The sequence below is a fragment of the Enterobacter huaxiensis genome, assembly GCF_003594935.2.
Taxonomy (GTDB): Bacteria; Pseudomonadota; Gammaproteobacteria; order Enterobacterales; family Enterobacteriaceae; genus Enterobacter; species Enterobacter huaxiensis.
The window spans coordinates 3,616,845-3,637,525 of record NZ_CP043342.1 but is presented as its reverse complement, the minus strand read 5'-3'; the positions used below and the strand labels follow the sequence as shown (position 1 = coordinate 3,637,525).

The 20,681-nt window shown below is 57.7% G+C and carries 18 protein-coding genes; 7 read left to right on the top strand and 11 right to left on the bottom strand.

What is annotated here, in order from left to right; translation table 11 throughout:
* Nucleotides 1-40: 40 nt before the first annotated feature.
* Nucleotides 41-1,345 (top strand): inosine/guanosine kinase, encoded by a 1,305-nt coding sequence (locus D5067_RS17400; protein ID WP_119935250.1) that lies wholly within the window; start codon nucleotides 41-43, stop codon nucleotides 1,343-1,345.
* A 92-nt stretch (nucleotides 1,346-1,437) separates the two neighbouring features.
* On the opposite strand, the gene ybaL is transcribed toward D5067_RS17400, so the two are convergent.
* Both ybaL and D5067_RS17390 read right to left on the bottom strand, forming a co-directional pair.
* On the bottom strand, nucleotides 1,438-3,114 hold the full coding sequence (gene ybaL / locus D5067_RS17395) for a YbaL family putative K(+) efflux transporter (protein ID WP_119935249.1): 1,677 nt from the start codon (nucleotides 3,112-3,114) through the stop codon (nucleotides 1,438-1,440).
* A 232-nt stretch (nucleotides 3,115-3,346) separates the two neighbouring features.
* A complete protein-coding gene (locus D5067_RS17390; protein ID WP_119935248.1) occupies nucleotides 3,347-4,567 on the bottom strand; it encodes an MFS transporter in 1,221 nt (406 codons plus the stop codon).
* A gap of 169 nt (nucleotides 4,568-4,736) precedes the next feature.
* On the opposite strand from D5067_RS17390, the gene ushA reads away from it, so the two are divergent.
* Entirely contained in the window at nucleotides 4,737-6,389 is a 1,653-nt protein-coding gene (gene ushA, locus D5067_RS17385) for a bifunctional UDP-sugar hydrolase/5'-nucleotidase UshA (RefSeq protein ID WP_119935469.1), read from the top strand.
* A gap of 91 nt (nucleotides 6,390-6,480) precedes the next feature.
* Here ushA and ybaK read toward each other — a convergent pair whose 3' ends face one another.
* The 3 genes from ybaK to copA form a co-directional block, all read right to left on the bottom strand.
* Nucleotides 6,481-6,960 (bottom strand): Cys-tRNA(Pro)/Cys-tRNA(Cys) deacylase YbaK, encoded by a 480-nt coding sequence (ybaK, locus tag D5067_RS17380; protein ID WP_119935247.1) that lies wholly within the window; start codon nucleotides 6,958-6,960, stop codon nucleotides 6,481-6,483.
* Between the two features lie 200 nt (nucleotides 6,961-7,160).
* The gene (locus D5067_RS17375; protein ID WP_119935246.1) at nucleotides 7,161-7,955 is read right to left on the bottom strand and encodes a TraB/GumN family protein; all 795 of its coding nucleotides are present in this window, start codon (nucleotides 7,953-7,955) and stop codon (nucleotides 7,161-7,163) included.
* A gap of 50 nt (nucleotides 7,956-8,005) precedes the next feature.
* Complete coding sequence (gene copA, locus D5067_RS17370; RefSeq protein WP_119935245.1) at nucleotides 8,006-10,504, bottom strand: copper-exporting P-type ATPase CopA; 2,499 nt, start codon at nucleotides 10,502-10,504, stop codon at nucleotides 8,006-8,008.
* Between the two features lie 108 nt (nucleotides 10,505-10,612).
* Between copA and cueR the strand changes: the two genes are divergently transcribed.
* Nucleotides 10,613-11,023 (top strand): Cu(I)-responsive transcriptional regulator, encoded by a 411-nt coding sequence (cueR, locus tag D5067_RS17365; RefSeq protein WP_119935244.1) that lies wholly within the window; start codon nucleotides 10,613-10,615, stop codon nucleotides 11,021-11,023.
* On the opposite strand, the gene D5067_RS17360 is transcribed toward cueR, so the two are convergent.
* The 3 genes from D5067_RS17360 to D5067_RS17350 form a co-directional block, all read right to left on the bottom strand.
* Nucleotides 11,020-11,472 (bottom strand): NfeD family protein, encoded by a 453-nt coding sequence (locus D5067_RS17360; protein WP_119935243.1) that lies wholly within the window; start codon nucleotides 11,470-11,472, stop codon nucleotides 11,020-11,022. The genes cueR and D5067_RS17360 overlap by 4 nt on opposite strands.
* Nucleotides 11,469-12,383, bottom strand: a complete 915-nt coding sequence (locus tag D5067_RS17355; protein WP_119935242.1) for an SPFH domain-containing protein — start codon at nucleotides 12,381-12,383, stop codon at nucleotides 11,469-11,471. The genes D5067_RS17360 and D5067_RS17355 overlap by 4 nt, the downstream gene beginning before the upstream one ends.
* Nucleotides 12,384-12,545: 162 nt before the next feature.
* Nucleotides 12,546-13,409, bottom strand: a complete 864-nt coding sequence (locus D5067_RS17350) for a hypothetical protein (RefSeq protein ID WP_119935241.1) — start codon at nucleotides 13,407-13,409, stop codon at nucleotides 12,546-12,548.
* Between the two features lie 245 nt (nucleotides 13,410-13,654).
* On the opposite strand from D5067_RS17350, the gene fetA reads away from it, so the two are divergent.
* Complete coding sequence (gene fetA / locus D5067_RS17345) at nucleotides 13,655-14,326, top strand: iron efflux ABC transporter ATP-binding subunit FetA (protein ID WP_119935240.1); 672 nt, start codon at nucleotides 13,655-13,657, stop codon at nucleotides 14,324-14,326.
* Nucleotides 14,327-14,360: 34 nt separating this feature from the next.
* Nucleotides 14,361-15,101 (top strand): iron efflux ABC transporter permease subunit FetB, encoded by a 741-nt coding sequence (gene fetB, locus D5067_RS17340; protein WP_374208616.1) that lies wholly within the window; start codon nucleotides 14,361-14,363, stop codon nucleotides 15,099-15,101.
* A 52-nt stretch (nucleotides 15,102-15,153) separates the two neighbouring features.
* On the opposite strand, the gene D5067_RS17335 is transcribed toward fetB, so the two are convergent.
* From D5067_RS17335 to tesA, 3 genes are read right to left on the bottom strand one after another with little or no spacing between them, the layout of a single operon-like run.
* A complete protein-coding gene (locus tag D5067_RS17335) occupies nucleotides 15,154-16,008 on the bottom strand; it encodes a co-chaperone YbbN (protein ID WP_119935238.1) in 855 nt (284 codons plus the stop codon).
* A gap of 58 nt (nucleotides 16,009-16,066) precedes the next feature.
* Nucleotides 16,067-16,876 carry an SDR family oxidoreductase gene (locus D5067_RS17330; protein WP_210433783.1) on the bottom strand — a complete coding sequence of 270 codons (810 nt, stop codon included), beginning with the start codon at nucleotides 16,874-16,876 and terminating at the stop codon, nucleotides 16,067-16,069.
* On the bottom strand, nucleotides 16,866-17,489 hold the full coding sequence (gene tesA / locus D5067_RS17325) for a multifunctional acyl-CoA thioesterase I/protease I/lysophospholipase L1 (RefSeq protein WP_119935468.1): 624 nt from the start codon (nucleotides 17,487-17,489) through the stop codon (nucleotides 16,866-16,868). Before tesA ends, D5067_RS17330 begins: the two co-directional genes overlap by 11 nt.
* Here tesA and ybbA point away from each other — a divergent pair.
* Together ybbA and ybbP are read left to right on the top strand one after the other, a co-directional pair.
* Nucleotides 17,460-18,146, top strand: a complete 687-nt coding sequence (gene ybbA, locus D5067_RS17320; protein WP_119935236.1) for a putative ABC transporter ATP-binding protein YbbA — start codon at nucleotides 17,460-17,462, stop codon at nucleotides 18,144-18,146. The genes tesA and ybbA overlap by 30 nt on opposite strands.
* Nucleotides 18,143-20,557 (top strand): putative ABC transporter permease subunit YbbP, encoded by a 2,415-nt coding sequence (ybbP, locus tag D5067_RS17315; RefSeq protein ID WP_119935235.1) that lies wholly within the window; start codon nucleotides 18,143-18,145, stop codon nucleotides 20,555-20,557. The genes ybbA and ybbP overlap by 4 nt, the downstream gene beginning before the upstream one ends.
* Nucleotides 20,558-20,681 lie beyond the last annotated feature (124 nt).

Below are 20,681 nucleotides of genomic sequence, written 5' to 3'. Positions count from 1 at the left end.
GCTACCATTCCCGGCTTCTATTCCTTGCACAGTTCAGACCATGAAATTTCCCGGTAAACGTAAATCCAAGCACTATTTCCCCGTCAACGCTCGCGATCCGCTCCTGCAGCAAATTCAGCCGGTAAACGAAACCAGCGCCGCATGGGTGGTGGGTATCGACCAGACGCTGGTGGATATTGAAGCCAAAGTGGATGATGCGTTTGTTGCGCGTTACGGTCTGAGCGCCGGGCATTCGCTGGTCATTGAAGACGACGTTGCCGAAGCTCTGTATCAGGAGCTGGTGCGTGAAAACCTGATCACCCACCAGTTTGCCGGTGGCACCATCGGCAACACTATGCACAACTACTCGGTGCTGGCGGACGACCGCTCGGTCCTGCTGGGCGTGATGTGCAGCAATATCGAAATCGGCGGCTACGCCTACCGCTACCTGTGCAACACCTCCAGCCGTACCGACCTGAACTACCTGCAGGGCGTCGACGGGCCGATTGGCCGCTGCTTTACCCTGATCGGCGAATCCGGTGAGCGTACCTTTGCCATCAGCCCGGGCCACATGAACAAGCTGCGCGCAGAGAGTATTCCGGAAGCGGTTATCGCGGGCGCTTCTGCGCTGGTGCTGACCTCCTATCTGGTGCGCTGCAAGCCGGGCGAGCCGATGCCGGAAGCGACCATGAAGGCGATTGAGTATGCGAAAAAATATGACGTTCCTGTTGTTCTGACGCTGGGGACGAAATTCGTCATTGCCGACAACCCGGAGTGGTGGCAAGCCTTCCTGAAGGAGCACGTTTCGATTCTGGCGATGAACGAAGAAGAGGCAGAAGCGTTAACCGGCGAGAGCGATCCGCTGCTGGCGTCTGATAAAGCGCTGGACTGGGTGGATCTGGTGCTCTGCACCGCCGGACCGGTTGGCCTGTATATGGCGGGCTTCACGGAAGAAGAGAGCAAGCGAAAAACCCAGCACCCGCTGCTGCCGGGAGCGATTGCCGAGTTCAACCAGTACGAGTTCAGCCGCGGTATGCGCCATAAAGACTGCACCAACCCGCTGCGTATCTACTCTCACATCGCGCCGTACATGGGCGGGCCGGAGAAGATCATGAACACCAACGGCGCGGGCGACGGCGCGCTGGCGGCGCTGCTGCACGACATCACCGCCAATGCCTACCACAAAACCAACGTGCCTAACTCCAGCAAACACACGTTTAGCTGGCTGACCTATTCGTCGTTTGCGCAGGTGTGTAAGTACGCTAACCGCGTGAGCTACCAGGTGCTGAACCAGCACTCTCCGCGCTTAACGCGCGGCCTGCCGGAGCGGGAAGACAGCCTTGAAGAGGCGTATTGGGACAGGTAAAAGCAAAACGGCAACCAGTGGTTGCCGTTTTGGTGTTTGTTCCCTCTCCCTGTGGGAGAGGGCCAGGGTGAGGGCATCAGGCCGCTCAAAACTTACCCCGTCACTGCCTCTTCAACCGGCGGTTTTTCCAGCAGCGTCAGCATCGTATTCGCAATCTCACGTTCACCCATGACCACCTGATTCGCACCGCGCTCGGTGATGTACTCCACCTCATCGTCATAGTGCGCTCGCGCGATAATCTCGATATGCGGGCACTTCTCGCGGGCAGAGGCCACAATTTCGCCGGCTTCGTAGCCGTTCGGGATGGTCAGCAGCAGCCAGCGGGCGCAGTCCAGATGCGCCAGATTCATGATCTCTTCGTTTGCCGCATTGCCCAGCACCGCGCGAATGCCACGGTCGCGCAGCTCGTCAACGCGGGTGCGCGACGTTTCAATTACCACCAGCGGGATACCCTGCGCCATCAGTTTTTCACCCAGCAGGCTACCCACGCGGCCAAAGCCGACCAGCAGCGCATGGTTGCAGATGTCCACCGGGATCTGCTTCTCTTCTTCCGTTGCTTCTTCCAGCGTCTGCTCTTCGAGGGTTTCGGTTTTCTCGAGGTATTTTTCCAGCAGGGCAAACAGCACCGGGTTCAGCATGATGGAGAGGATCGCCCCCGCCAGCACCAGATTCTGACCCGCCTGCGGCAGCAGGTTCAGCGCCATGCCCAGGCCCGCCAGGATGAAGGCGAATTCACCGATCTGCGCCAGGCTGGCGGCAATAGTGAGTGCCGTACGCGGCGAGTGGCCAAACATCCGCACCAGGAAGAAGGCGGCAACGGACTTACCAAAGATAATGATCGCCAGCGTGCCCAGCACCGCCAGCGGCTGCTGGATCAGAACCAGCGGATCAAACAGCATTCCGACGGAGACAAAGAACAGCACGGCGAAGGCGTCTCGCAGCGGCAGAGTGTCGTGCGCCGCGCGGTGGCTCAGCTCGGATTCGTTCAGCACCATCCCGGCGAAGAACGCGCCCAGGGCAAAGGAGACGTCAAACAGCTCAACGGCGCCAAAGGCGATCCCCAGCGCAAGGGCAAGAACAGAAAGGGTAAACAGCTCGCGTGAACCCGTCGCCGCGCTGCGGGACAGGATCCACGGCACCAGACGGCGACCCACCAGCATCATGATGGCGATAAACGCCACGACTTTACCGATGGTGATACTCATATCCAGCGCCAGCGAGGCAAAGCCGACGTTGTCTTTTTCCATCATCCCGGCAACGGCAGGCAGCAGTACCAGCGTCAACACCATCACCAGATCTTCAACAATCAGCCAGCCAATCGCGATTTGTCCGCGCTGGCTGTCTATCAGCTGTCTCTCTTCAAGCGCGCGCAGCAGCACCACGGTACTGGCGGTTGAAAGACACAGCCCAAACACGATGCCGGTCATTAATGACCAGCCCAGCATCGCTGAAAGCGCCATCCCCAGCAGCGTGGCCACCCCAATCTGGGCGATCGCTCCCGGTATGGCGATAGACTTTACCGCCATCAGGTCCTTCAGTGAGAAATGCAGGCCCACGCCGAACATCAGCAGAATCACGCCTAATTCCGCCAGCTCGGGAGCCAGTTTGGTATCCGCCACGAAACCCGGCGTGAAGGGACCCGCCAGAACACCCGCTAACAAATAGCCTACAAGAGGAGAAATACGCAGTTTATTGGCAATCATGCCGAGGATAAAAGCAAGCACAAGTCCACCAACAATGGTGGTGATAAGCGGTGTGGCGTGGTGCATTCCGTCTCCTTTCGCGGTGAGTGTTCCATTTTTGGTATAAATACCAAAAGGCCGAATAATAGTTTATGACAATTTTCACGCTTATGTTTATGAATAATTGTTGAACTTTGAATAAAACAGCAATATGCGTGAAAAAAAGCAGGTTATGACAAATTTGGCGGGGCGAAGAAGAAGAAACCCTTATGGCATCAGGGCGACAGGACGCCAAAGTTAAACTTTGGCGTCCCTTATATTACGCTTTATGACGGTTGTCAGGCAGGAATATGGTCAACATCCCCAGAAGTGGCAGGAAAGCACAGATTTTATAGACCAGGAAGATGCTGGTATGGTCCGCGACCATCCCTAACACCGCGGCTCCCAGGCCACCCATCCCGAAGGCAAAACCGAAAAAGAGCCCGGAAACCATACCGATACGCCCAGGTAATAGCTCTTGCGCGTAGACCAGGATAGCCGAAAAGGCGGAGGCGAGGATAAAACCAATGATAACGGTCAAAATCCCCGTCCATTCAAGGCTCGCATACGGTAAAAGGAGGGTAAAAGGTGCCACGCCGAGGATCGAACCCCAAATCACATATTTCCGCCCAATTTTATCGCCCACAGGCCCGCCGATTACCGTGCCTGCTGCTACTGCAAACAGGAAGGCAAACAGGTGAAACTGCGCGTTTTGTACCGATAATCCGAATTTTTGCATCAGATAAAAGGTGTAATAGCTGCTGATGCTCGCCATATAGAAGTATTTCGAGAAAATCAGCACCAGCAGCACGCTGACGGCCAGAATAACCTTATTACGTGGGAGGGGATTGATAACCTTCGCTACAGGTTTTCCCTTGTTCACGCGATGCTGCGCGGCATACCAGCGGCTGATTTGCGCCAGTACCACAATCGCCAGCAGCGCGGCCAGCACAAACCACGCGACGTTACCTTTACCGTAAGGGGCGATAATCACCGCCGCCAGCAGCGGGCCGAGGGAGCTACCAAAGTTACCGCCAACCTGGAACAGAGACTGCGCCAGCCCGTGACGGCCGCCGGAGGCCATACGCGCCACGCGGGACGATTCCGGGTGGAAGACCGATGAACCGGTACCCACCAGCGCGGCAGCGACCAGCACCGCTTCAAAGCTGCCGGCCATCGCCAGCAGCACCAGCCCGCTCAGGGTAAAGCACATGCCAATCGGCAGAGACCACGGCATCGGGTATTTATCCGTCCAGTAGCCCACGACCGGCTGCAGCAGCGAGGAGGCCAGCTGGAAGGTGAGGGTGATCATCCCGATCTGCACGAAGGTTAGCGAGAACTCGGACTGCAGCAGCGGGTAGATTGCCAGGATCAGCGACTGGATCATGTCGTTGAGCAGGTGAGAAAGGCTGATTGCACCTAAAACTTTAAAGGAAGTTCGCGATTGCGGCGGAGACGCCGGCGCGCCCGGAACGGGCTGGGTTGATTCACTGATTGCCATAAATATAAATACCACGTCGTTTGTTATTAGAAATGCAGGGTGTAATTATTATCCAACTAACATACCCGTCTGTGACATTTGAAGAAAGTCGCAATTCTGAAAACATATTTGTCTATTCTTGTGAGTCACTGTAATTTTTGCGTTTGTCTATTGGTCAGGGAGAGAGATGATGAAGTTAATGAAGCGTGGCGTCGCGCTGGCGTTGATAGCGGCCTGGGGGCTGGCAAGCCTGCCCGCACAGGCATATGAAAAAGACAAAACCTATAAAATCACCATTCTGCATACTAACGATCACCACGGTCATTTCTGGCGCAGCGAATACGGTGAATACGGCCTGTCGGCGCAAAAAACGCTGGTGGACGGCATTCGCAAAGAGGTTGCCGCAGAGGGCGGCAGCGTGCTGCTGCTCTCAGGAGGCGATATTAACACCGGGGTGCCGGAATCCGATTTACAGGATGCCGAACCTGACTTTCGCGGTATGAACCTGATTGGCTATGATGCCATGGCCGTCGGTAACCACGAGTTCGACAACCCGCTGAGCGTGCTGCGCCAGCAGGAGAAGTGGTCTAAATTCCCGTTCCTCTCCGCCAATATTTACCAGAAAAGCACCGGCGAGCGTCTGTTCAAGCCATGGGCGCTGTTCAAGCGTCAGGACTTAAAAATTGCGGTCATTGGCTTAACCACCGACGACACGGCAAAAATCGGTAATCCTGAATTCTTTACCGATATCGAGTTCCGCAAACCGGCGGACGAAGCGAAGCTGGTGATTCAGGAGCTGCAGCAAAACGAAAAGCCGGACGTCATCATCGCCACTACCCACATGGGCCACTACGATAACGGCGCGCACGGCTCCAACGCGCCGGGCGACGTGGAGATGGCGCGCAGCCTGCCGGCAGGCTCACTGGCAATGATTGTGGGCGGTCACTCACAGGATCCGGTGTGCATGGCGTCAGAAAACAAAAAGCAGGTGGATTACGTGCCGGGCACGCCGTGCGCGCCGGACCGTCAGAACGATATCTGGATTGTGCAGGCCCACGAGTGGGGAAAATACGTTGGCCGCGCGGACTTTGAGTTCCGTAACGGCGAGATGAAGCTGGTGCACTATCAGCTTATTCCGGTCAACCTGAAGAAGAAAGTGACCTACCCGGACGGGAAAAGCGAGCGCGTTCTTTATACGCCTGAGATTGCTGAGAACCAGCAGATGCTCTCCCTTCTGTCCCCGTTCCAGAGCAAAGGTAAAGCCCAGCTGGACGTGAAGATTGGCACGCTGAACGGTCGCCTGGAAGGGGATCGCAGCAAAGTCCGCTTCGTGCAGACCAACATGGGGCACCTGCTGCTGGCGGCGCAAATGGCGCGCACCGGTGCGGATTTTGGCGTGATGAGCGGCGGCGGTATTCGTGATTCCATCGAAGGCGGAAATATCACCTACAAAGACGTGCTTAAGGTGCAGCCGTTCGGCAACGTGGTGGTCTATGCGGACATGAGCGGCAAAGAGGCGATCGAATACCTGACTGCCGTAGCGCAGATGAAGCCGGACTCGGGCGCCTATCCGCAGTTTGCCAACGTCAGCTTTGTCGCGAAGGACGGCAAGCTTAACGATCTTAAAATCAAAGGTGAACCGGTCGATCCTGCCAAAACGTACCGTCTTGCGACGCTAAGCTTTAACGCTACGGGCGGCGACGGCTATCCGCATATTGATACCAAACCGGGCTACGTAAATACCGGCTTTATCGATGCGGAAGTGCTGAAGCAGTATATCCAGCAGAATTCACCGATTGATGTGAATGCGTACGAGCCGAAGGGTGAGGTGAGCTGGGAGTAGTGCGGTTTTTTTTTGCCGGGTGGCGGCTTCGCCTTACCCGGCCTACATTCGAATCGTAGGCCCGGTAAGCGCAGCGCCACCGGGCAATTTCTCAATCCCGGCGCGCAATATCCGCAAACGTCGCGTCCAGCATTTTTGCCAGATCGCCCGCCGCCAGCTCAATATCCAGCCCGCGTTTGCCGCCGGATATAAAGATGGTGTCAAACGCCTGGGAAGGCGCATCAATCAGCGTTGGCAGCCGTTTTTTCTGCCCGAGCGGGCTGATCCCGCCAACCAGATAGCCGGTAGTGCGTTGCGCAACCATCGGATCCGCCATATCGACCTTTTTTGCCCCCAGCGCTTTGGCGACCTTTTTCAGATCCAGCTGACCGGCAACGGGCGTAACCGCGACGGCGAGGTGTTTCATATCGCCGTTTACCGCCACCAGCAGGGTTTTGTAGACCTGGTCAGCGTTCAGCCCCAGTTTGCGCACCACTTCATCACCAAAGTTGGTTTCATTCGGATCGTGATCGTAGGTGTGGATCCGGAAAGAAATTTTGTTTTTTTCGAGTAATTTAACGGCGGGAGTCATAGCTATCCTTCTTACGACAGACGGTTCATGCCAACAGCATACCCCTGACGCTTGTCTAAAAAATAGCACCATCTTGCGCAATAGTATTGGCAGTGATGGTTACTTTGAGCGACAATCGGCTCAACCGAAGGTCTCCTTCGGCATAATAAAAACGATGAAATTCCTCTTTGACGGGCCAATAGAGATATTGGCCATTTTTTTTATTTCAGCAGCGACGGTAAATTCCCTTCTCCGTATAAATGCAGCGCCCCAACCGCGACAACATACTGTCCGGGAGGGAGATCGTGCAGCATTTGCCGCCACGCCACGTTGCGCTCGTTCATCAGCACGTCATACAACGATTCGCTGAACGTCGACGGTAGCGCCAGCTTTGCGCCCGTCGGCGGTGCGTCCAGCCACCAGCCAATCATGGTTTGCAGGAGGCGGGCGTTGGTGTGCCAGTGGGTCAGAGTATCGTCCAGCAGCATCAGGCCGTCATCGGGCAGCTGGCGTAGCAGGGCAATCTGGCTGTCGGTGCCTTCCAGCTCGATGATGGGCATGTTGCGCGCCCTTGCTATATTCAACAGCTGATAGTCTATGCCGTAGTCTCCCCGCAATCCGAGACGCTGCGCCTGCGTAGCCTGTAACACCATCGCAATTTGCCACAGCGGAAGGGTGTCCAGCATAGAGAGCGACACGCCCACCTCATCGGCGAGGCGCGTCAGTTCGGCGAGCTGTGCATCGTTCAGGCGTTCATGCAGGGGCAGAGCGCTTTCAAGCCCCGCAAACGGCGACTCATGGCCCGAGATATCGGCTTCAACGACCAGGGCATCAGCATGCTTCAGCAGTTTTAACAGGCCGGGCGGCAGCGGTGACATATCCTGCGTGCCCATGTGGATGCTGCCCACCAGGTGCAGGTGCTGGCCGCCGGCAAGGGAGATGTCCAGGCCGGGCCAGGCATAGCGGCGGGGGAAGAGAGCGCGAAACGACGCTTTTATACGATTAAACAGGCTCATACGCGCTCCATGACCGGAAAGGTTCATGCTAGCGCGTAGGAGAAGAAGGTTCAATCCTTCGGTTTAAACCGCAGCAGACGGTTGGCGTTGCTCACCACGGTGATGGAGGAGAGCGCCATCGCGGCCCCTGCCACCACCGGGTTCAGCAGCGTGCCGGTCAGCGGCCATAGGATCCCCGCGGCAATCGGGATGCCAAACGCGTTGTAGATAAATGCGCCCAACAGGTTCTGCTTCATGTTGCGCAACGTGGCCTTTGAAATTGCCAGCGCGTCCGCAACGCCCATCAGGCTGTGGCGCATCAGGGTAATGGCCGCCGTTTCAATGGCGACATCGCTCCCGCCGCCCATCGCAATCCCCACTTCCGCCTGCGCCAGCGCGGGGGCATCGTTGATACCGTCACCGACCATTGCCACCTGACGGCCCTGATTTTGCAGGTTTTTAATTGCCTCCGCTTTGCCGTCCGGCAGCACGCCCGCAATAACGTCATCGATACCCGCCTCTTTGGCAATGGCGTTGGCGGTAGTCGGGTTATCGCCCGTCAGCATCACCAGCCGGTAGCCCGCGCGGTGTAGGCGTTTTAACGCATCGACGCTGTCCTGTCGCAGCGGGTCGCGAACGGCCAGCAGCGCGGCCGCTTTGCCGTCTACGGCGAGCAGAACCGGCGTTGCGCCCTGCGAAGCCTGAGCGTTCAGCTCGCTCTCAAGCGCCGAGGTATCAATACCGTTATCCTTCAGCAGCGCCTGATTACCCAGCAGCAGCGTGTGGCCTTCGGCTTCACCGCTTACGCCAAGGCCGCGCAGGGTGCGGAAGTTGCCCGGCAGCGGCAGGGGGGCATCGCCCGCTTTATCGAGGATGGCGCGGGCCAGCGGATGGCTGGAACCTTGCTCCAGCGCGGCGGCGAGGCGCAGCGCGTCAGCCTCGGAGATGTCGACGGTATGCACCGCGACAACCTGCGGTTTACCTTCCGTCAGCGTCCCGGTTTTATCAAACACCAGCGTATCGAGCGTGCTCGCCCGCTGAAGGGCATCGGCATCACGCACCAGCACGCCAAACTCGGCGGCACGTCCGACGCCGGAGATGATCGACATCGGCGTGGCGAGGCCAAGCGCGCACGGGCAGGCGATGATCAGCACCGTGGTGGCGATCACCAGGGTGTAGACAATCTGCGGTGCCGGGCCGAAAACGTACCAGATGGCCGCGCTGAGCAGGGCAATACCGACAACAACGGGCACAAAAATGGCGGAGATCTTATCAGCCAGCTGGCCAATCTCCGGCTTGCTGCTTTGCGCCTGGCGTACCATGCGAATAATGCGCGAGAGCGTGGTATGGCTGCCGACGGCGCTGGCGCGGAACAGCACGCTACCGTCCTGAACCACCGTCCCGGCATGCACCGCATCGCCCTGCGCTTTCTGCTGGGGGATGGGTTCACCGGTCAGCATGGCTTCATCAAGCCAGGCTTCGCCCTGGGTAATTTCGCCATCGACCGGAACGCGGTCACCGGTCGTCAGGCGCAGCGTCATTCCCGGCTGGACGTCCGCCAGCGGAACATTTTTTTCACCGTCGTCCGTTACTACGCGTGCCGTCGGCGGGGTTAAATCGAGTAGTCTTTCCAGCGCTTTTGAGGAGCGCTGACGCGCGCGGGCTTCGAGCATGTGGCCTAAGTTGATCAGGCCAATAATCATCGCGCTCGCTTCATAATAAAGATGCCGCGCCTCCATAGGGAACCACTGGGGCCAGACGTTCACGCTCATTGAGTAGAGCCATGCCGCACCAGTACCCAGAGCGACCAGGGTATCCATCGTTGCCGTGCGATTTTTCAGGCTCTTCCAGGCGCTTGAGTAGAAATGACCGCCTGCAAATACCATTACGCCAAGCGTTATCAGACCAATCACCAGCCACAGCGTGCGGTTGTCGTCGGTGACCATCATGTTGTCACCCATCATGCCCCACACCATTACCGGAATACCGACCAGCAGCGCGACAATCGCCTGCCAGCGGAAGCGCTTCATGGTGGCAACCGCCGTTTCCTGCTGGCGCTCGCGGCGTTTGGCATCATCTTCAATGGCCTCCGCACCGTAGCCCGCTTTCTCAACGGCCTGCACTAATTCTGCAGCGGAGGCACTGCCCATCACCAGCGCAGTACGCTCCGCAAGGTTGACCCGTGCCTGTGCGACGCCCGGTACGGCCTGCAACGCATTCTGTACCCGGGAGACGCAGCTGGCGCAGCTCATGCCGTTGATCAGCAGCTGTTGGCTGTCATCAATATCATCAGCTGCCGGAAGCTCAGGAGTGTCCGCTGTCAGCGCTTCCGACGGAGATGATGACTCTGCCAGCGGTTTAGCCTTTGGGTGGCTCAGCTCCGCCCCGTAACCGGCCTGTTTGATGGTATCGATCAGCGCATCCGCACTGGCGCTGCCGGTGACGGCGGCACGATCGATAGTGACATCAGCGCTCTCAACGTCAGGACGCTGCTCCAGGCTTTCTTTCACGCGTTTGACACAGTGGCCGCAGGAGAGGCCGTCCAGCGTCAGGTTGATTGTTTGAGACATAACAAAACTCCCGTATAATTATCTGGTCAGTTATTGACCTTCACGATGCTTTTCGCTAACAGTTATGAAGGTTAAACCTTCCATCAAGGAGAAGGTCAAGGGGGAAATGTGAATATCAGCGACGTTGCGAAAAAAACCGGGCTAACCAGCAAAGCGATCCGCTTTTATGAAGAGAAGGGGCTGGTCACGCCGCCGCTGCGCAGTGAAAACGGCTACCGCAGCTATACGCAGCTGCATCTTGATGAACTGACGCTTCTGCGCCAGGCAAGGCAGGTGGGCTTTAATCTTGAAGAGTGCGGCGAGCTGGTTAACCTGTTCAACGATCCGAAGCGCCACAGTGCCGACGTGAAAAAGCGCACGCTGGAAAAAGTGGCGGAGATCGAACGCCATATTGTTGAACTGCAGGCGATGCGCGAGCAGCTCCTCGGGCTGGCGGAATCATGCCCTGGCGACGACAGCGCCGAGTGTCCGATTATCGATAATCTTTCCGGCTGCTGTCATCGCAAGGCGCATGCCTAGCAGGCTTTGACCCGCAGGGTAATGCCCTCTACCGCAGTGACCTCAACCTGGGTACCGGCGCTGAGATCGCTGTCGGCTACGACGGGCCAGGAGCTATCGCCGACGCGCATGTGCCCACGTCCGTTCACCAGCGCCGTATCCAGCGTAAAACGCCTGCCGACAATCTGCTGCCCGCGCTGGTTAAGATGAGCATCGGCGGGTTTCTGCTCTTTCACCCGCTTATTTAACCATCGCCACCATAGCCAGGCAGCCACCAGCGTAAGCACGGCAAATAACGCCCCTTGCCCCTCCCAGCCGACGGGTAACAGCCAGACGACAAGCCCGGTGATTACCGCGGCGACACCGCTCCAGAGCAGGTAGCCGTTGCCGCCGAGCATCTCTGCCGCCAGCAATAAGCCACCCAGGCTCAGCCAGAAGGCGTGGGGATGTGCGACGATAAGCTCAATCATTTTCTGCGCTCGTTTCCGCTGTCTTTGATCAGTTCTGCAATTCCCGCAATGGAGCCCATCAGGCTGCTGGCATCCAGCGGCATCATCACCACCTTGCTGTTACTGGCGGAACCAATCTCTTTCAGCGCATCGGTGTACTTTTGCGCAACGAAGTAGTTCACGGCCTGGATGTCACCGGCGGCAATCGCCTCCGACACCATCTGCGTGGCGCGGGCTTCTGCTTCTGCCGAACGCTCACGCGCTTCCGCCTGCAGGAATGCAGACTGACGTTCGCCCTCGGCTTTCAGGATCTGCGACTGCTTTTCACCCTCCGCTTTCAGGATCTCCGCCTGGCGTACCCCTTCAGCTTCCAGAATATAAGCACGCTTGGTTCGCTCCGCTTTCATCTGGGCGTTCATTGAAGAGATAAGCTCGGCGGGTGGGCGAACGTCGCGGATCTCAATACGGGTGACCTTGATGCCCCACGGGTTGGTGGCTTCATCGACGATGTGCAGCAGGCGGGTATTGATGCTGTCACGCTGAGAGAGCATCTCGTCCAGCTCCATCGAGCCGAGAACGGTACGGATGTTGGTCATCGTCAGGTTGACGATAGCCAGCTCCAGGTTGCTGACCTCATATGCCGCTTTTGGCGCATCAATCACCTGAATAAAACAGACCGCGTCAATGGTGACGTTGGCGTTGTCCTTAGAGATGATCTCCTGGGAAGGGATGTCCAGCACCTGCTCCATCATGTTGATCTTGCGTCCGATTCTGTCCATGAACGGCACAATCAGGCTCAAGCCCGGCTGCAGCGTTGAGGTATAGCGCCCAAAGCGCTCTACGGTCCACTGGTAACCCTGAGGGACAATTTTGACACCGGCGCCCACAATAACCAGCGCAACGAAGATAAGGACAGGAACAACGATGAGCATAAAACCTCCTGTTTTGAATGCTGTGACCAGAAAAATTGCGTGTTTGTTGTTCGTTAGTATATCGGCTATTGGCGAGAAATTCGCCCCTGTAAAGAGGTGGGAAACAGACTTCTTGTATTAAAAAGCCCTGCTGGAGGGGCAGGGCGTAGCGTTTTAAAAGACTTAGTGGACGCTGTAGGTGAAGTCGGCAATCAGGGCATCTTCACCCGCGTCAGCAATCGCTCTTGATAGCCCCTGGTAAAAGACCTCCAGCCCAATCTCCTCTACCTGCTGCAGCTGTTCACGGATTGGCGCACAGAAAAGCTCCGCATTGCCTGCTCCCACGCGTTTATTGTTTGGCGGGAGCTGGCCCGTGATCCCCTTGAACCACGTGCGAACGGCTCCCTTGAGGGAGGTTGGCGCTTCATTCAACGACGGGTGACCCGTCAGGATCTGTAACGTTGGGAACTGGTCTGAATTAACGGCGGCTTTCATTCGCGCATAGAACTGGCTGAACAGTTCAAAAGACTGCAGGTCCGTCACCCTTGGCTTCGTCGTTTTCCCCAGAATATTGCCGATCCTTTTGGCCGCAGGCTGAGCAGCTGCGTGAGCTAACTTATTTAACTGCAGATCAAAAAGCAGGTTTGCATGTTCGCGTCTTTTCTTAACGTCAGGAAAACGTTCGATAAAGGCGCTGATAAACGCTGGCGTCATTAAATCGGCAAAATTATGGTTAACTAACCACTGCCCCCGGGCGAAATCACCGGGAGACTGGAACCAGGCCGGAACCTGACCGGGCGCGAACTCTTTAACATTCCCTTTGCCGTCGATTTCGACAAAGCGCGTACCGTCATCAAACGCAAAGCGGCAATTTTTGAGCTGAATGACTGGCTTCATCTTCAGCAGGCCTTTAACAAACCGAACAAGCTCCCCGCCGAATACATAAGCGGTTACCGCCTCTGAGGCAATCGCGGCAAGAAGTTGATCGATGGTTTTCACGCCTGGCTCAAGTTCAGAGAACTCATAAAAAGTGTGATTATTAGACATTATGGTACTTCCTGGTTGTGTTGCGCGCAGAGTTTAACACCACTTTAACGAATGTTCTAAACCCTGGGTGCGGAAGTGTAGGCAAGGTCACACCGTAAACTGTAAAGTTCAAGTGTAAAGAATGTCTAATGAATACACCTTAAACACAACGCAAAGTCATCGTGGGGAAAGGGTGGCTAAAACGCGTTGTGACGAACGCGCTGCACGGATTATGCTAATAATGCTCAATAGCTACTGGAAAAAACATGAACAATAAAAACGCGTTATTGCAGATCAGGGACGTCGGCTTCCGTGTGGCGAATAACACCATCCTTCAGCACGTCAACCTCAGTCTTTCTCCGGGAGAATTCAAGCTCATCACCGGCCCGTCGGGCTGTGGCAAAAGTACGTTGCTGAAGCTGGTGGCGTCTCTTCTTAGCCCAACGGAGGGCGCGATCCTTTTTGAAGGCAAAGACATCATGAAGTTGTCGCCGGAAGAGTATCGCCAGCAGGTCTCTTACTGTGTGCAAACGCCGTCGCTGTTTGGCGATACGGTATATGACAATCTGATTTTCCCCTGGCAGATCCGCAGCAAAACGCCGGAGCCTGAAGCGTTCATCACCGATCTCACCCGCTTTGGCCTGTCTGAGGAGACGTTGACCAAATCCATTCACGAGCTGTCGGGGGGGGAGAAGCAGCGGGTATCGCTGATCCGCAACCTGCAGTTCCTGCCGAAGGTGCTGCTGCTGGATGAGATCACCAGCGCATTGGACGATGCCAACAAACGTAACGTTGACGACATCATTCATCGCTACGCGCGCGAGCAGAACATCGCCGTGCTGTGGGTGACGCACGACGCAAACGAAATTACGCACGCGGACGATGTCATCAGGCTTCAGCCGCAGGGCGGGAAAATGCAGGAGGAAAACCGTGGGTGAACATAATATAACCAACGGATCGCTGGCGCTGTCGATGGTGCTGGTGTTCGTGGCGATCCTGGTGAGCTACCGGGAAAAGCTGGGGCTGGAGAAAGATATCCTGTGGAGTATTTGCCGCGCGGTCATCCAGCTTATTATCGTTGGGTACGTATTGAAGTACATTTTCAACGTTAACCATGCGGTGTTAACGCTGCTGATGGTGCTCTTTATCTGCTTCAACGCGGCATGGAACGCGCAGAAGCGAAGCAAATATATCGATAAAGCCTTTATCTCATCGTTTATCGCCATCACCACCGGAACGGCGCTCACGCTGGCGGTGCTGGTGCTGTCCGGTTCTATCGAGTTTACCCCGATGCAGGTGATTCCGATTTCCGGGATGATCGCCGGTAACGCGATGGTAGCCGTCGGGCTGTGCTACAACAACCTCGGCCAGCGCTTTAACAGTGAACAGCAGCAGCTACAGGAGAAGTTAAGCCTGGGGGCAACGCCGAAAGTAGCCTCTGCGCGACTGATCCGAGAAAGCATTCGCTCGTCGCTGATCCCAACGGTGGATTCGGCGAAAACGGTGGGGCTGGTGAGCCTGCCCGGCATGATGTCGGGGCTGATTTTTGCGGGGATCGATCCGGTAAAAGCGATTAAGTATCAGATTATGGTCACCTTTATGCTGCTCTCAACGGCAAGCCTGTCGACCATTATTGCCTGCTACCTGACCTATCGGAAGTTTTACAACTCGCGTCACCAGCTGGTGGTAACGCAGTTGAAAAAGACGGGGTAATATCGGCTTTTGTAGGCCCGGTAAGGCGAAGCCGCCACCGGGCATTTTTTTGTTAGTAGAGCAGCGCGTACAGCTGACGACGATATTTCGACGCCAGGGCGTCACCGGTGCCCAGGGCGGCCAGGATCTCCTGGAACATCTTACGTGCCTGACCGTCGGCAGCAGCCAAATCTTTCTTGAGATGGCTAAACAGCAGCTCAAGCGCCTCTTCGTTACGCCCAACCTGATGAAGCTGCAGCGCCAGCTGGCTGGCGAGCGCCGCATCGTCCGGGCTCGCGGCAACCTGCTGCTGGAGCTGCTGGATCTCAGGGGTATCAGCCGCCTGTTTCAGCAGTTCAATCTGCGCAACCAGACCCTGATAGCGGGTGTCCTGATCCTGCATCGGGATCGTTTTCAGGACTGCTTCGGCATCTTCTGAACGGTGCAGGGCAATCTGCGTTTCCGCTAGCAGCAGGCCAATCTGGCTATCCTGATTCGACAGCTGCCAGGCCTCTTTCAGCAGCGGCAGCGCCTCGTCGTACTTGCCTTCCTGCATCAGCGCTACGGCTTCCTGCGCCTTCAGCTCCTCTTCGCGCGGCAGGACTTTATCCAGCAGGGCGCGAATGGCCTCTTCAGGCTGCGGGCCCTGGAAGCCATCCACAGGCTGACCGTTCTGGAACAGGTATACCGTTGGGATGGCGCGCAGGCCAAACTGAGAGGCCACCATCGGCTCGGCGTCGCAGTCCAGCTTCGCCAGAATGAACTGGCCGTTGTACTGCGCGGCCAGGCTTTCCAGTACCGGCGTCAGCTGCAGGCAGTGTTGGCTGCGTTCAGACCAGAAGTAAAACAGTACCGGCTTCGCCATCGACTGTTCGAGGGTCTGTTGCAGGTTAGCTTCAGTGATGTTGACGATATTCTGTACGGACATGCGGCATTCTCTTTTATCGGTTTACTCTTTACATGGGGGTGAGCGGGGATGCTTCAACTCAACCGCGTAAAATTTTGTCCATCATTCTGCCCGGCAGCAGGCGTTTTAACCAGCCTACAGCATGGGTCACCAGCGTGACCGGATAGCGCATTTTGGGTTTAGTGCTCTCAAAAGCATGGCGCACTTTGGCGACGACCGCTTCCGGGCCCAGCGTAAACCGTGCGGCAATGCCGGGGTTTTCGACCGGCTTGTCTGACTGCGTCTGGTTGACGTTTTCCGTGAAGCGGGTGCGGATGGGGCCGGGTTCAATCAGGCTCACCTTAATGCCGCTGTGGCGCAGCTCCATGCGCAGGGCATCTGACCAGGCCTCAAGGGCGTATTTGCTGGCGGCGTAGGCACCGCGGCCGGGGGTGGAAATCAGCCCCATCACCGAAGAGGTCATCACAATACGTCCTTCACCGTGCGGCAGCATGGCGGGAAGCAGGCGCATGGTCAGCTGATGTACGCCGAAGAAATTCGCGGAAAACTGCTGTTCCAGCTGCTCGCGCGTAATGGTCTCCAGCGGGCCGTAAACGCCGTAGCCGGCATTGTTGAAAAGGCCGAACAGGCGGTTGTCGGTCAGGGCAATGACCTCGTCCGCGGCGCGTTCAACGCTCTCCGGCGAGTCGAGATCCAGCAATACGCCGGTAAAGCCCATGCTGTTCATGCGCTCGACGTCCTCGGGTTTGCGGCAGGCCGCCAGCACCCAAAAACCCTGGCGCTTCAGCTCAAGGGCACTTTCAAGACCAATTCCGCTGGAACATCCTGTTATTAAGACCGATTTTTGCATAACTTTACCTGTCAGGATCTCCGCGTAATCAGGAGTCATGTTTAACTAAAGGGGCCAGCCGGGTTGCCATCCAGTCGGCAATAAACGGCTGTGCATCGCGATTGGGGTGAATACCATCGTCTTGCATCCACTGGGGTTTGAGATAGACCTCTTCCATGAAAAATGGCAGCAGCGGAATATCAAACTCTTTGGCAAGCTTAGGGTAGATCGCGCTAAAGGCCTCATTATACCGACGACCGTAGTTGGCGGGCAGGCGAATTTGCATCAGCAGCGGCTGCGCGTTTGCAGCCTTAATGTCCTTCAGAATGGTGCGCAGCGTTTGCTCCGTTTGCTGAGGCTGGAAGCCGCGTAGCCCATCGTTACCGCCAAGCTCCACCAGCACCCAGCGCGGCTGATGCTGCTTGAGCAGGGCCGGCAGGCGCGACAGGCCTTGCTGCGAGGTATCGCCGCTGATGCTGCCGTTAATGACGGTCGTTTGCGTTTGCCATTTATCATTCAGCAGTGCCGGCCATGCCGCACTGGCTGCCATGCGATAGCCTGCGCTCAGGCTGTCGCCGAGAACCAGTAACGTGTCCGCAGCCGCGGCGCGGAAGGTCATCAGCATCAAAAACAGGAAGGGCAAATGCCAGCGGAAAACATTGTTGAAGTTCATCGTCTTAAGAAGTCCGTCGGTCAGGGAGAACACGAGCTATCCATCCTCACCGGAGTTGAACTCGTTGTCAAACGCGCCGAAACCATCGCGCTGATTGGCGAATCCGGTTCCGGAAAGTCCACGCTGCTGGCGATTTTAGCCGGGCTTGATGACGGCAGCAGTGGCGAAGTGAACCTGGTTGGCCAGCCGCTGCATGCGCTTGATGAAGAGGCCCGCGCCGCGCTGCGCGCCCGGCATATCGGTTTCGTCTTTCAGTCCTTCATGCTTATTCCGACGCTAAACGCGCTGGAAAACGTCGAGCTGCCCGGGCTTTTGCGCGGTGAAAACACCCGAGAAAGCCGCGATCATGCGAAAGCGCTGCTGGAGCAGCTGGGGCTGGGCAAACGGCTTGACCATCTTCCGGCGCAGCTTTCCGGCGGTGAGCAGCAGCGCGTGGCGCTGGCTCGGGCGTTTAACGGCCGGCCTGAGGTGTTATTCGCCGATGAACCAACCGGCAATCTCGACCGTCATACCGGGGACAAAATTGCCGATCTGCTGTTTACGCTCAATCGCGAGCACGGCACGACGCTGATTCTCGTCACCCACGATCCGCAGCTCGCCGCCCGCTGCGATCGCCGCCTGCGCCTGGTGAACGGTATTCTCCAGGAGGAAGCATGATTGCCCGCTGGTTCTGGCGCGAATGGCGCTCGCCTTCGCTGCTGATCGTCTGGCTGGCGCTGAGCCTTGCGGTGGCCTGCGTGCTGGCGCTGGGCAGCGTCAGCGACCGCATGGAAAAAGGGCTCAGCCAGCAAAGCCGTGAATTTATGGCGGGAGACAGAACGCTGCAAAGCTCGCGCGCGATATCCCCAGCGTGGATTGACGAGGCCCGCAGGCTGGGGCTGAAGGTCGGCGAGCAGATAACGTTCCAGACCATGACCTTTGCGGGCGATACGCCGCAGCTGGCCAGCGTCAAAGCCGTCGATGATATCTACCCGATGTACGGCGAACTGCAAACCAGCCCCCCGGGGCTGAAGCCGACATCCGGCAATGTGCTGCTGGCCCCGCGTCTTATGGCATTGCTGAACCTGAAAACGGGTGACAGCATCGACGTGGGTGACGCCACGCTGAAAATAGCCGGAGAGGTGGTACAGGAACCCGACTCGGGCTTTAACCCGTTTCAGCTTGCGCCGCGTCTGCTGATGAACGCCGCCGACGTGGCGAAAACCAACGCCGTGCAGCCGGGAAGCCGCGTCACCTGGCGCTATAAGTTTGGCGGCACGCCCGCGCAGCTTTATGCGTATGAAAAATGGCTACTGCCGCAGCTCAAGCCGGAACACCGCTGGTACGGGCTGGAGCAGGACGAGGGGGCGCTCGGCAAATCCCTTGAACGTTCTCAGCAGTTCCTGCTGCTGTCGGCGCTGTTAACCCTGCTGCTGGCCGTGGCTGCGGTAGCCGTAGCGATGGGGCATTACTGCCGCAGCCGTTACGATCTGGTGGCAATCCTTAAAACGCTCGGCGCGGGCAGGGCGCAGCTGCGCAAGCTGATTGTCGGCCAGTGGCTGATGGTGCTGGCGCTGTCGGCCGTGACCGGCGGAGCCATCGGGCTGCTGTTTGAAAAGCTGCTGATGGTGCTCCTCAAGCCGGTGCTGCCCGCCGCGCTCCCGCCCGCCAGCCTCTGGCCGTGGCTGTGGGCAGTTGGCGCGATGACGACGATCTCGCTGCTGGTGGGGTTACGCCCTTATCGCCTGCTGCTTGCGACCCAGCCGCTGCGCGTGCTGCGCCGCGACGTGGTGGCCAACGTCTGGCCGCTGAAATTTTATCTTCCGGTGATTATCGCCGTGGCGGTTGGCCTGCTGGCCTGGCTGATGGGCGGCAGCACGCTGCTGTGGGCCGTACTCGCCGGGGCGGTTGTTCTGGCGCTGCTGTGCGGCGTAGTGGGCTGGATACTGCTTAACCTGCTGAGAAAGCTGACGGTTAAATCGCTTCCCGTGCGGCTGGCGGTCAACCGCCTGCTGCACCAGCCGTGGTCTACGCTCAGCCAGCTCTCGGCGTTTTCGCTGTCGTTTATGCTGCTGGCGCTTTTGCTGGTACTGCGCGGCGATCTGCTGGACCGCTGGCAGCAGCAGCTTCCGCCGGAAAGCCCGAACTATTTCCTGATCAACATTGCCCCTGAGCAGGTGACGCCGCTGAAGGGCTTCCTGTCGGAGCATCAGGTAATACCGGAGTCGTTCTATCCGATCGTGCGCGCGCGCCTGACGCAGATCAACGGGCAGCCGACGGAGGGAAATAAGGATGAGTCCCTTAACCGCGAGCTTAACCTGACCTGGCAGGAGACGCGCCCTGACCATAACCCGATTACCGCCGGAACATGGCCGCCAAAGGCGGGTGAAGTATCGATGGAGGAGGGGCTGGCGAAGCGTCTGAACGTGGGGCTAGGGGACAGCGTGACCTTTACCGGCGACACTCAGGACTTCAGCGCCAAAGTGACCAGCCTGCGCAAGGTGGACTGGGAAAGCCTGCGGCCGAACTTCTTCTTCATCTTCCCGGCAGGCGCGCTGGACGGTCAGCCGCAAAGCTGGCTGACCAGCTTCCGCTGGGAAAACGGCAACGGCATGCTGACCCAGCTCAACCGGGAGTTCCCGACGGTGAGCCTGCTGGACATCGGCGCGATCCTGAAGCAGGTGGGGCAGGTGCTGGAGCAGGTAAGCCGCGCGCTGGAAGTCATGGTGGTGCTGGTGACGATCTGCGGCGTGCTGCTGCTGCTGGCGCAGGTGCAGGTTGGCATGCGCCAGCGGCATCAGGAGCTGGTGGTTTACCGCACGCTGGGGGCCAGCAAGCGCCTGCTGCGCGCGACGCTCTGGAGCGAGTTTGCCCTGCTGGGGCTGGTGGCAGGCCTGGTGGCGGCCATTGGCGCAGAAACCGCGCTGGCGGTGCTGCAGACAAAGGTCTTCGACTTCCCGTGGGAGCCCGACTGGCGGCTGTGGATCACGCTGCCCGTCTGCGGCGCGGTGCTGTTGTCCCTGTGCGGCGGCTGGCTTGGTACGCGTTTGCTCAAGGGCAAAGCGCTGTTTCGCCAGTTTGTCAGTTAATTCACTTCCGTGATGATTGCGCGCCGGTTTATATGCTGGTGCGTAATCACTTAGTAGCACAAATCGGTAATACCACAAGCTTTAGTAGCACAAAACATTAAAAACCCGCCCACACAGCCCCATT

Excerpts from the sequence above, each read along its gene's own strand:
- ybaK (WP_119935247.1), bottom strand. The coding sequence starts at position 6,960 with ATGACTCCCGCCGTTAAATTACTCGAAAAAAACAAAATTTCTTTCCGG.
- tesA (WP_119935468.1), bottom strand. The coding sequence starts at position 17,489 with ATGAACTTCAACAATGTTTTCCGCTGGCATTTGCCCTTCCTGTTTTTG.
- D5067_RS17330 (WP_210433783.1), bottom strand. The coding sequence starts at position 16,876 with ATGACTCCTGATTACGCGGAGATCCTGACAGGTAAAGTTATGCAAAAA.
- fetB (WP_374208616.1), top strand. The coding sequence starts at position 14,361 with ATGGTGCTGGTGTTCGTGGCGATCCTGGTGAGCTACCGGGAAAAGCTG.
- D5067_RS17390 (WP_119935248.1), bottom strand. The coding sequence starts at position 4,567 with ATGGCAATCAGTGAATCAACCCAGCCCGTTCCGGGCGCGCCGGCGTCT.
- D5067_RS17400 (WP_119935250.1), top strand. The coding sequence starts at position 41 with ATGAAATTTCCCGGTAAACGTAAATCCAAGCACTATTTCCCCGTCAAC.
- ybbP (WP_119935235.1), top strand. The coding sequence starts at position 18,143 with ATGATTGCCCGCTGGTTCTGGCGCGAATGGCGCTCGCCTTCGCTGCTG.
- fetA (WP_119935240.1), top strand. The coding sequence starts at position 13,655 with ATGAACAATAAAAACGCGTTATTGCAGATCAGGGACGTCGGCTTCCGT.
- D5067_RS17355 (WP_119935242.1), bottom strand. The coding sequence starts at position 12,383 with ATGCTCATCGTTGTTCCTGTCCTTATCTTCGTTGCGCTGGTTATTGTG.
- ushA (WP_119935469.1), top strand. The coding sequence starts at position 4,737 with ATGAAGTTAATGAAGCGTGGCGTCGCGCTGGCGTTGATAGCGGCCTGG.
- D5067_RS17375 (WP_119935246.1), bottom strand. The coding sequence starts at position 7,955 with ATGAGCCTGTTTAATCGTATAAAAGCGTCGTTTCGCGCTCTCTTCCCC.
- ybbA (WP_119935236.1), top strand. The coding sequence starts at position 17,460 with ATGCCAGCGGAAAACATTGTTGAAGTTCATCGTCTTAAGAAGTCCGTC.
- ybaL (WP_119935249.1), bottom strand. The coding sequence starts at position 3,114 with ATGCACCACGCCACACCGCTTATCACCACCATTGTTGGTGGACTTGTG.
- D5067_RS17335 (WP_119935238.1), bottom strand. The coding sequence starts at position 16,008 with ATGTCCGTACAGAATATCGTCAACATCACTGAAGCTAACCTGCAACAG.
- D5067_RS17350 (WP_119935241.1), bottom strand. The coding sequence starts at position 13,409 with ATGTCTAATAATCACACTTTTTATGAGTTCTCTGAACTTGAGCCAGGC.
- copA (WP_119935245.1), bottom strand. The coding sequence starts at position 10,504 with ATGTCTCAAACAATCAACCTGACGCTGGACGGCCTCTCCTGCGGCCAC.
- D5067_RS17360 (WP_119935243.1), bottom strand. The coding sequence starts at position 11,472 with ATGATTGAGCTTATCGTCGCACATCCCCACGCCTTCTGGCTGAGCCTG.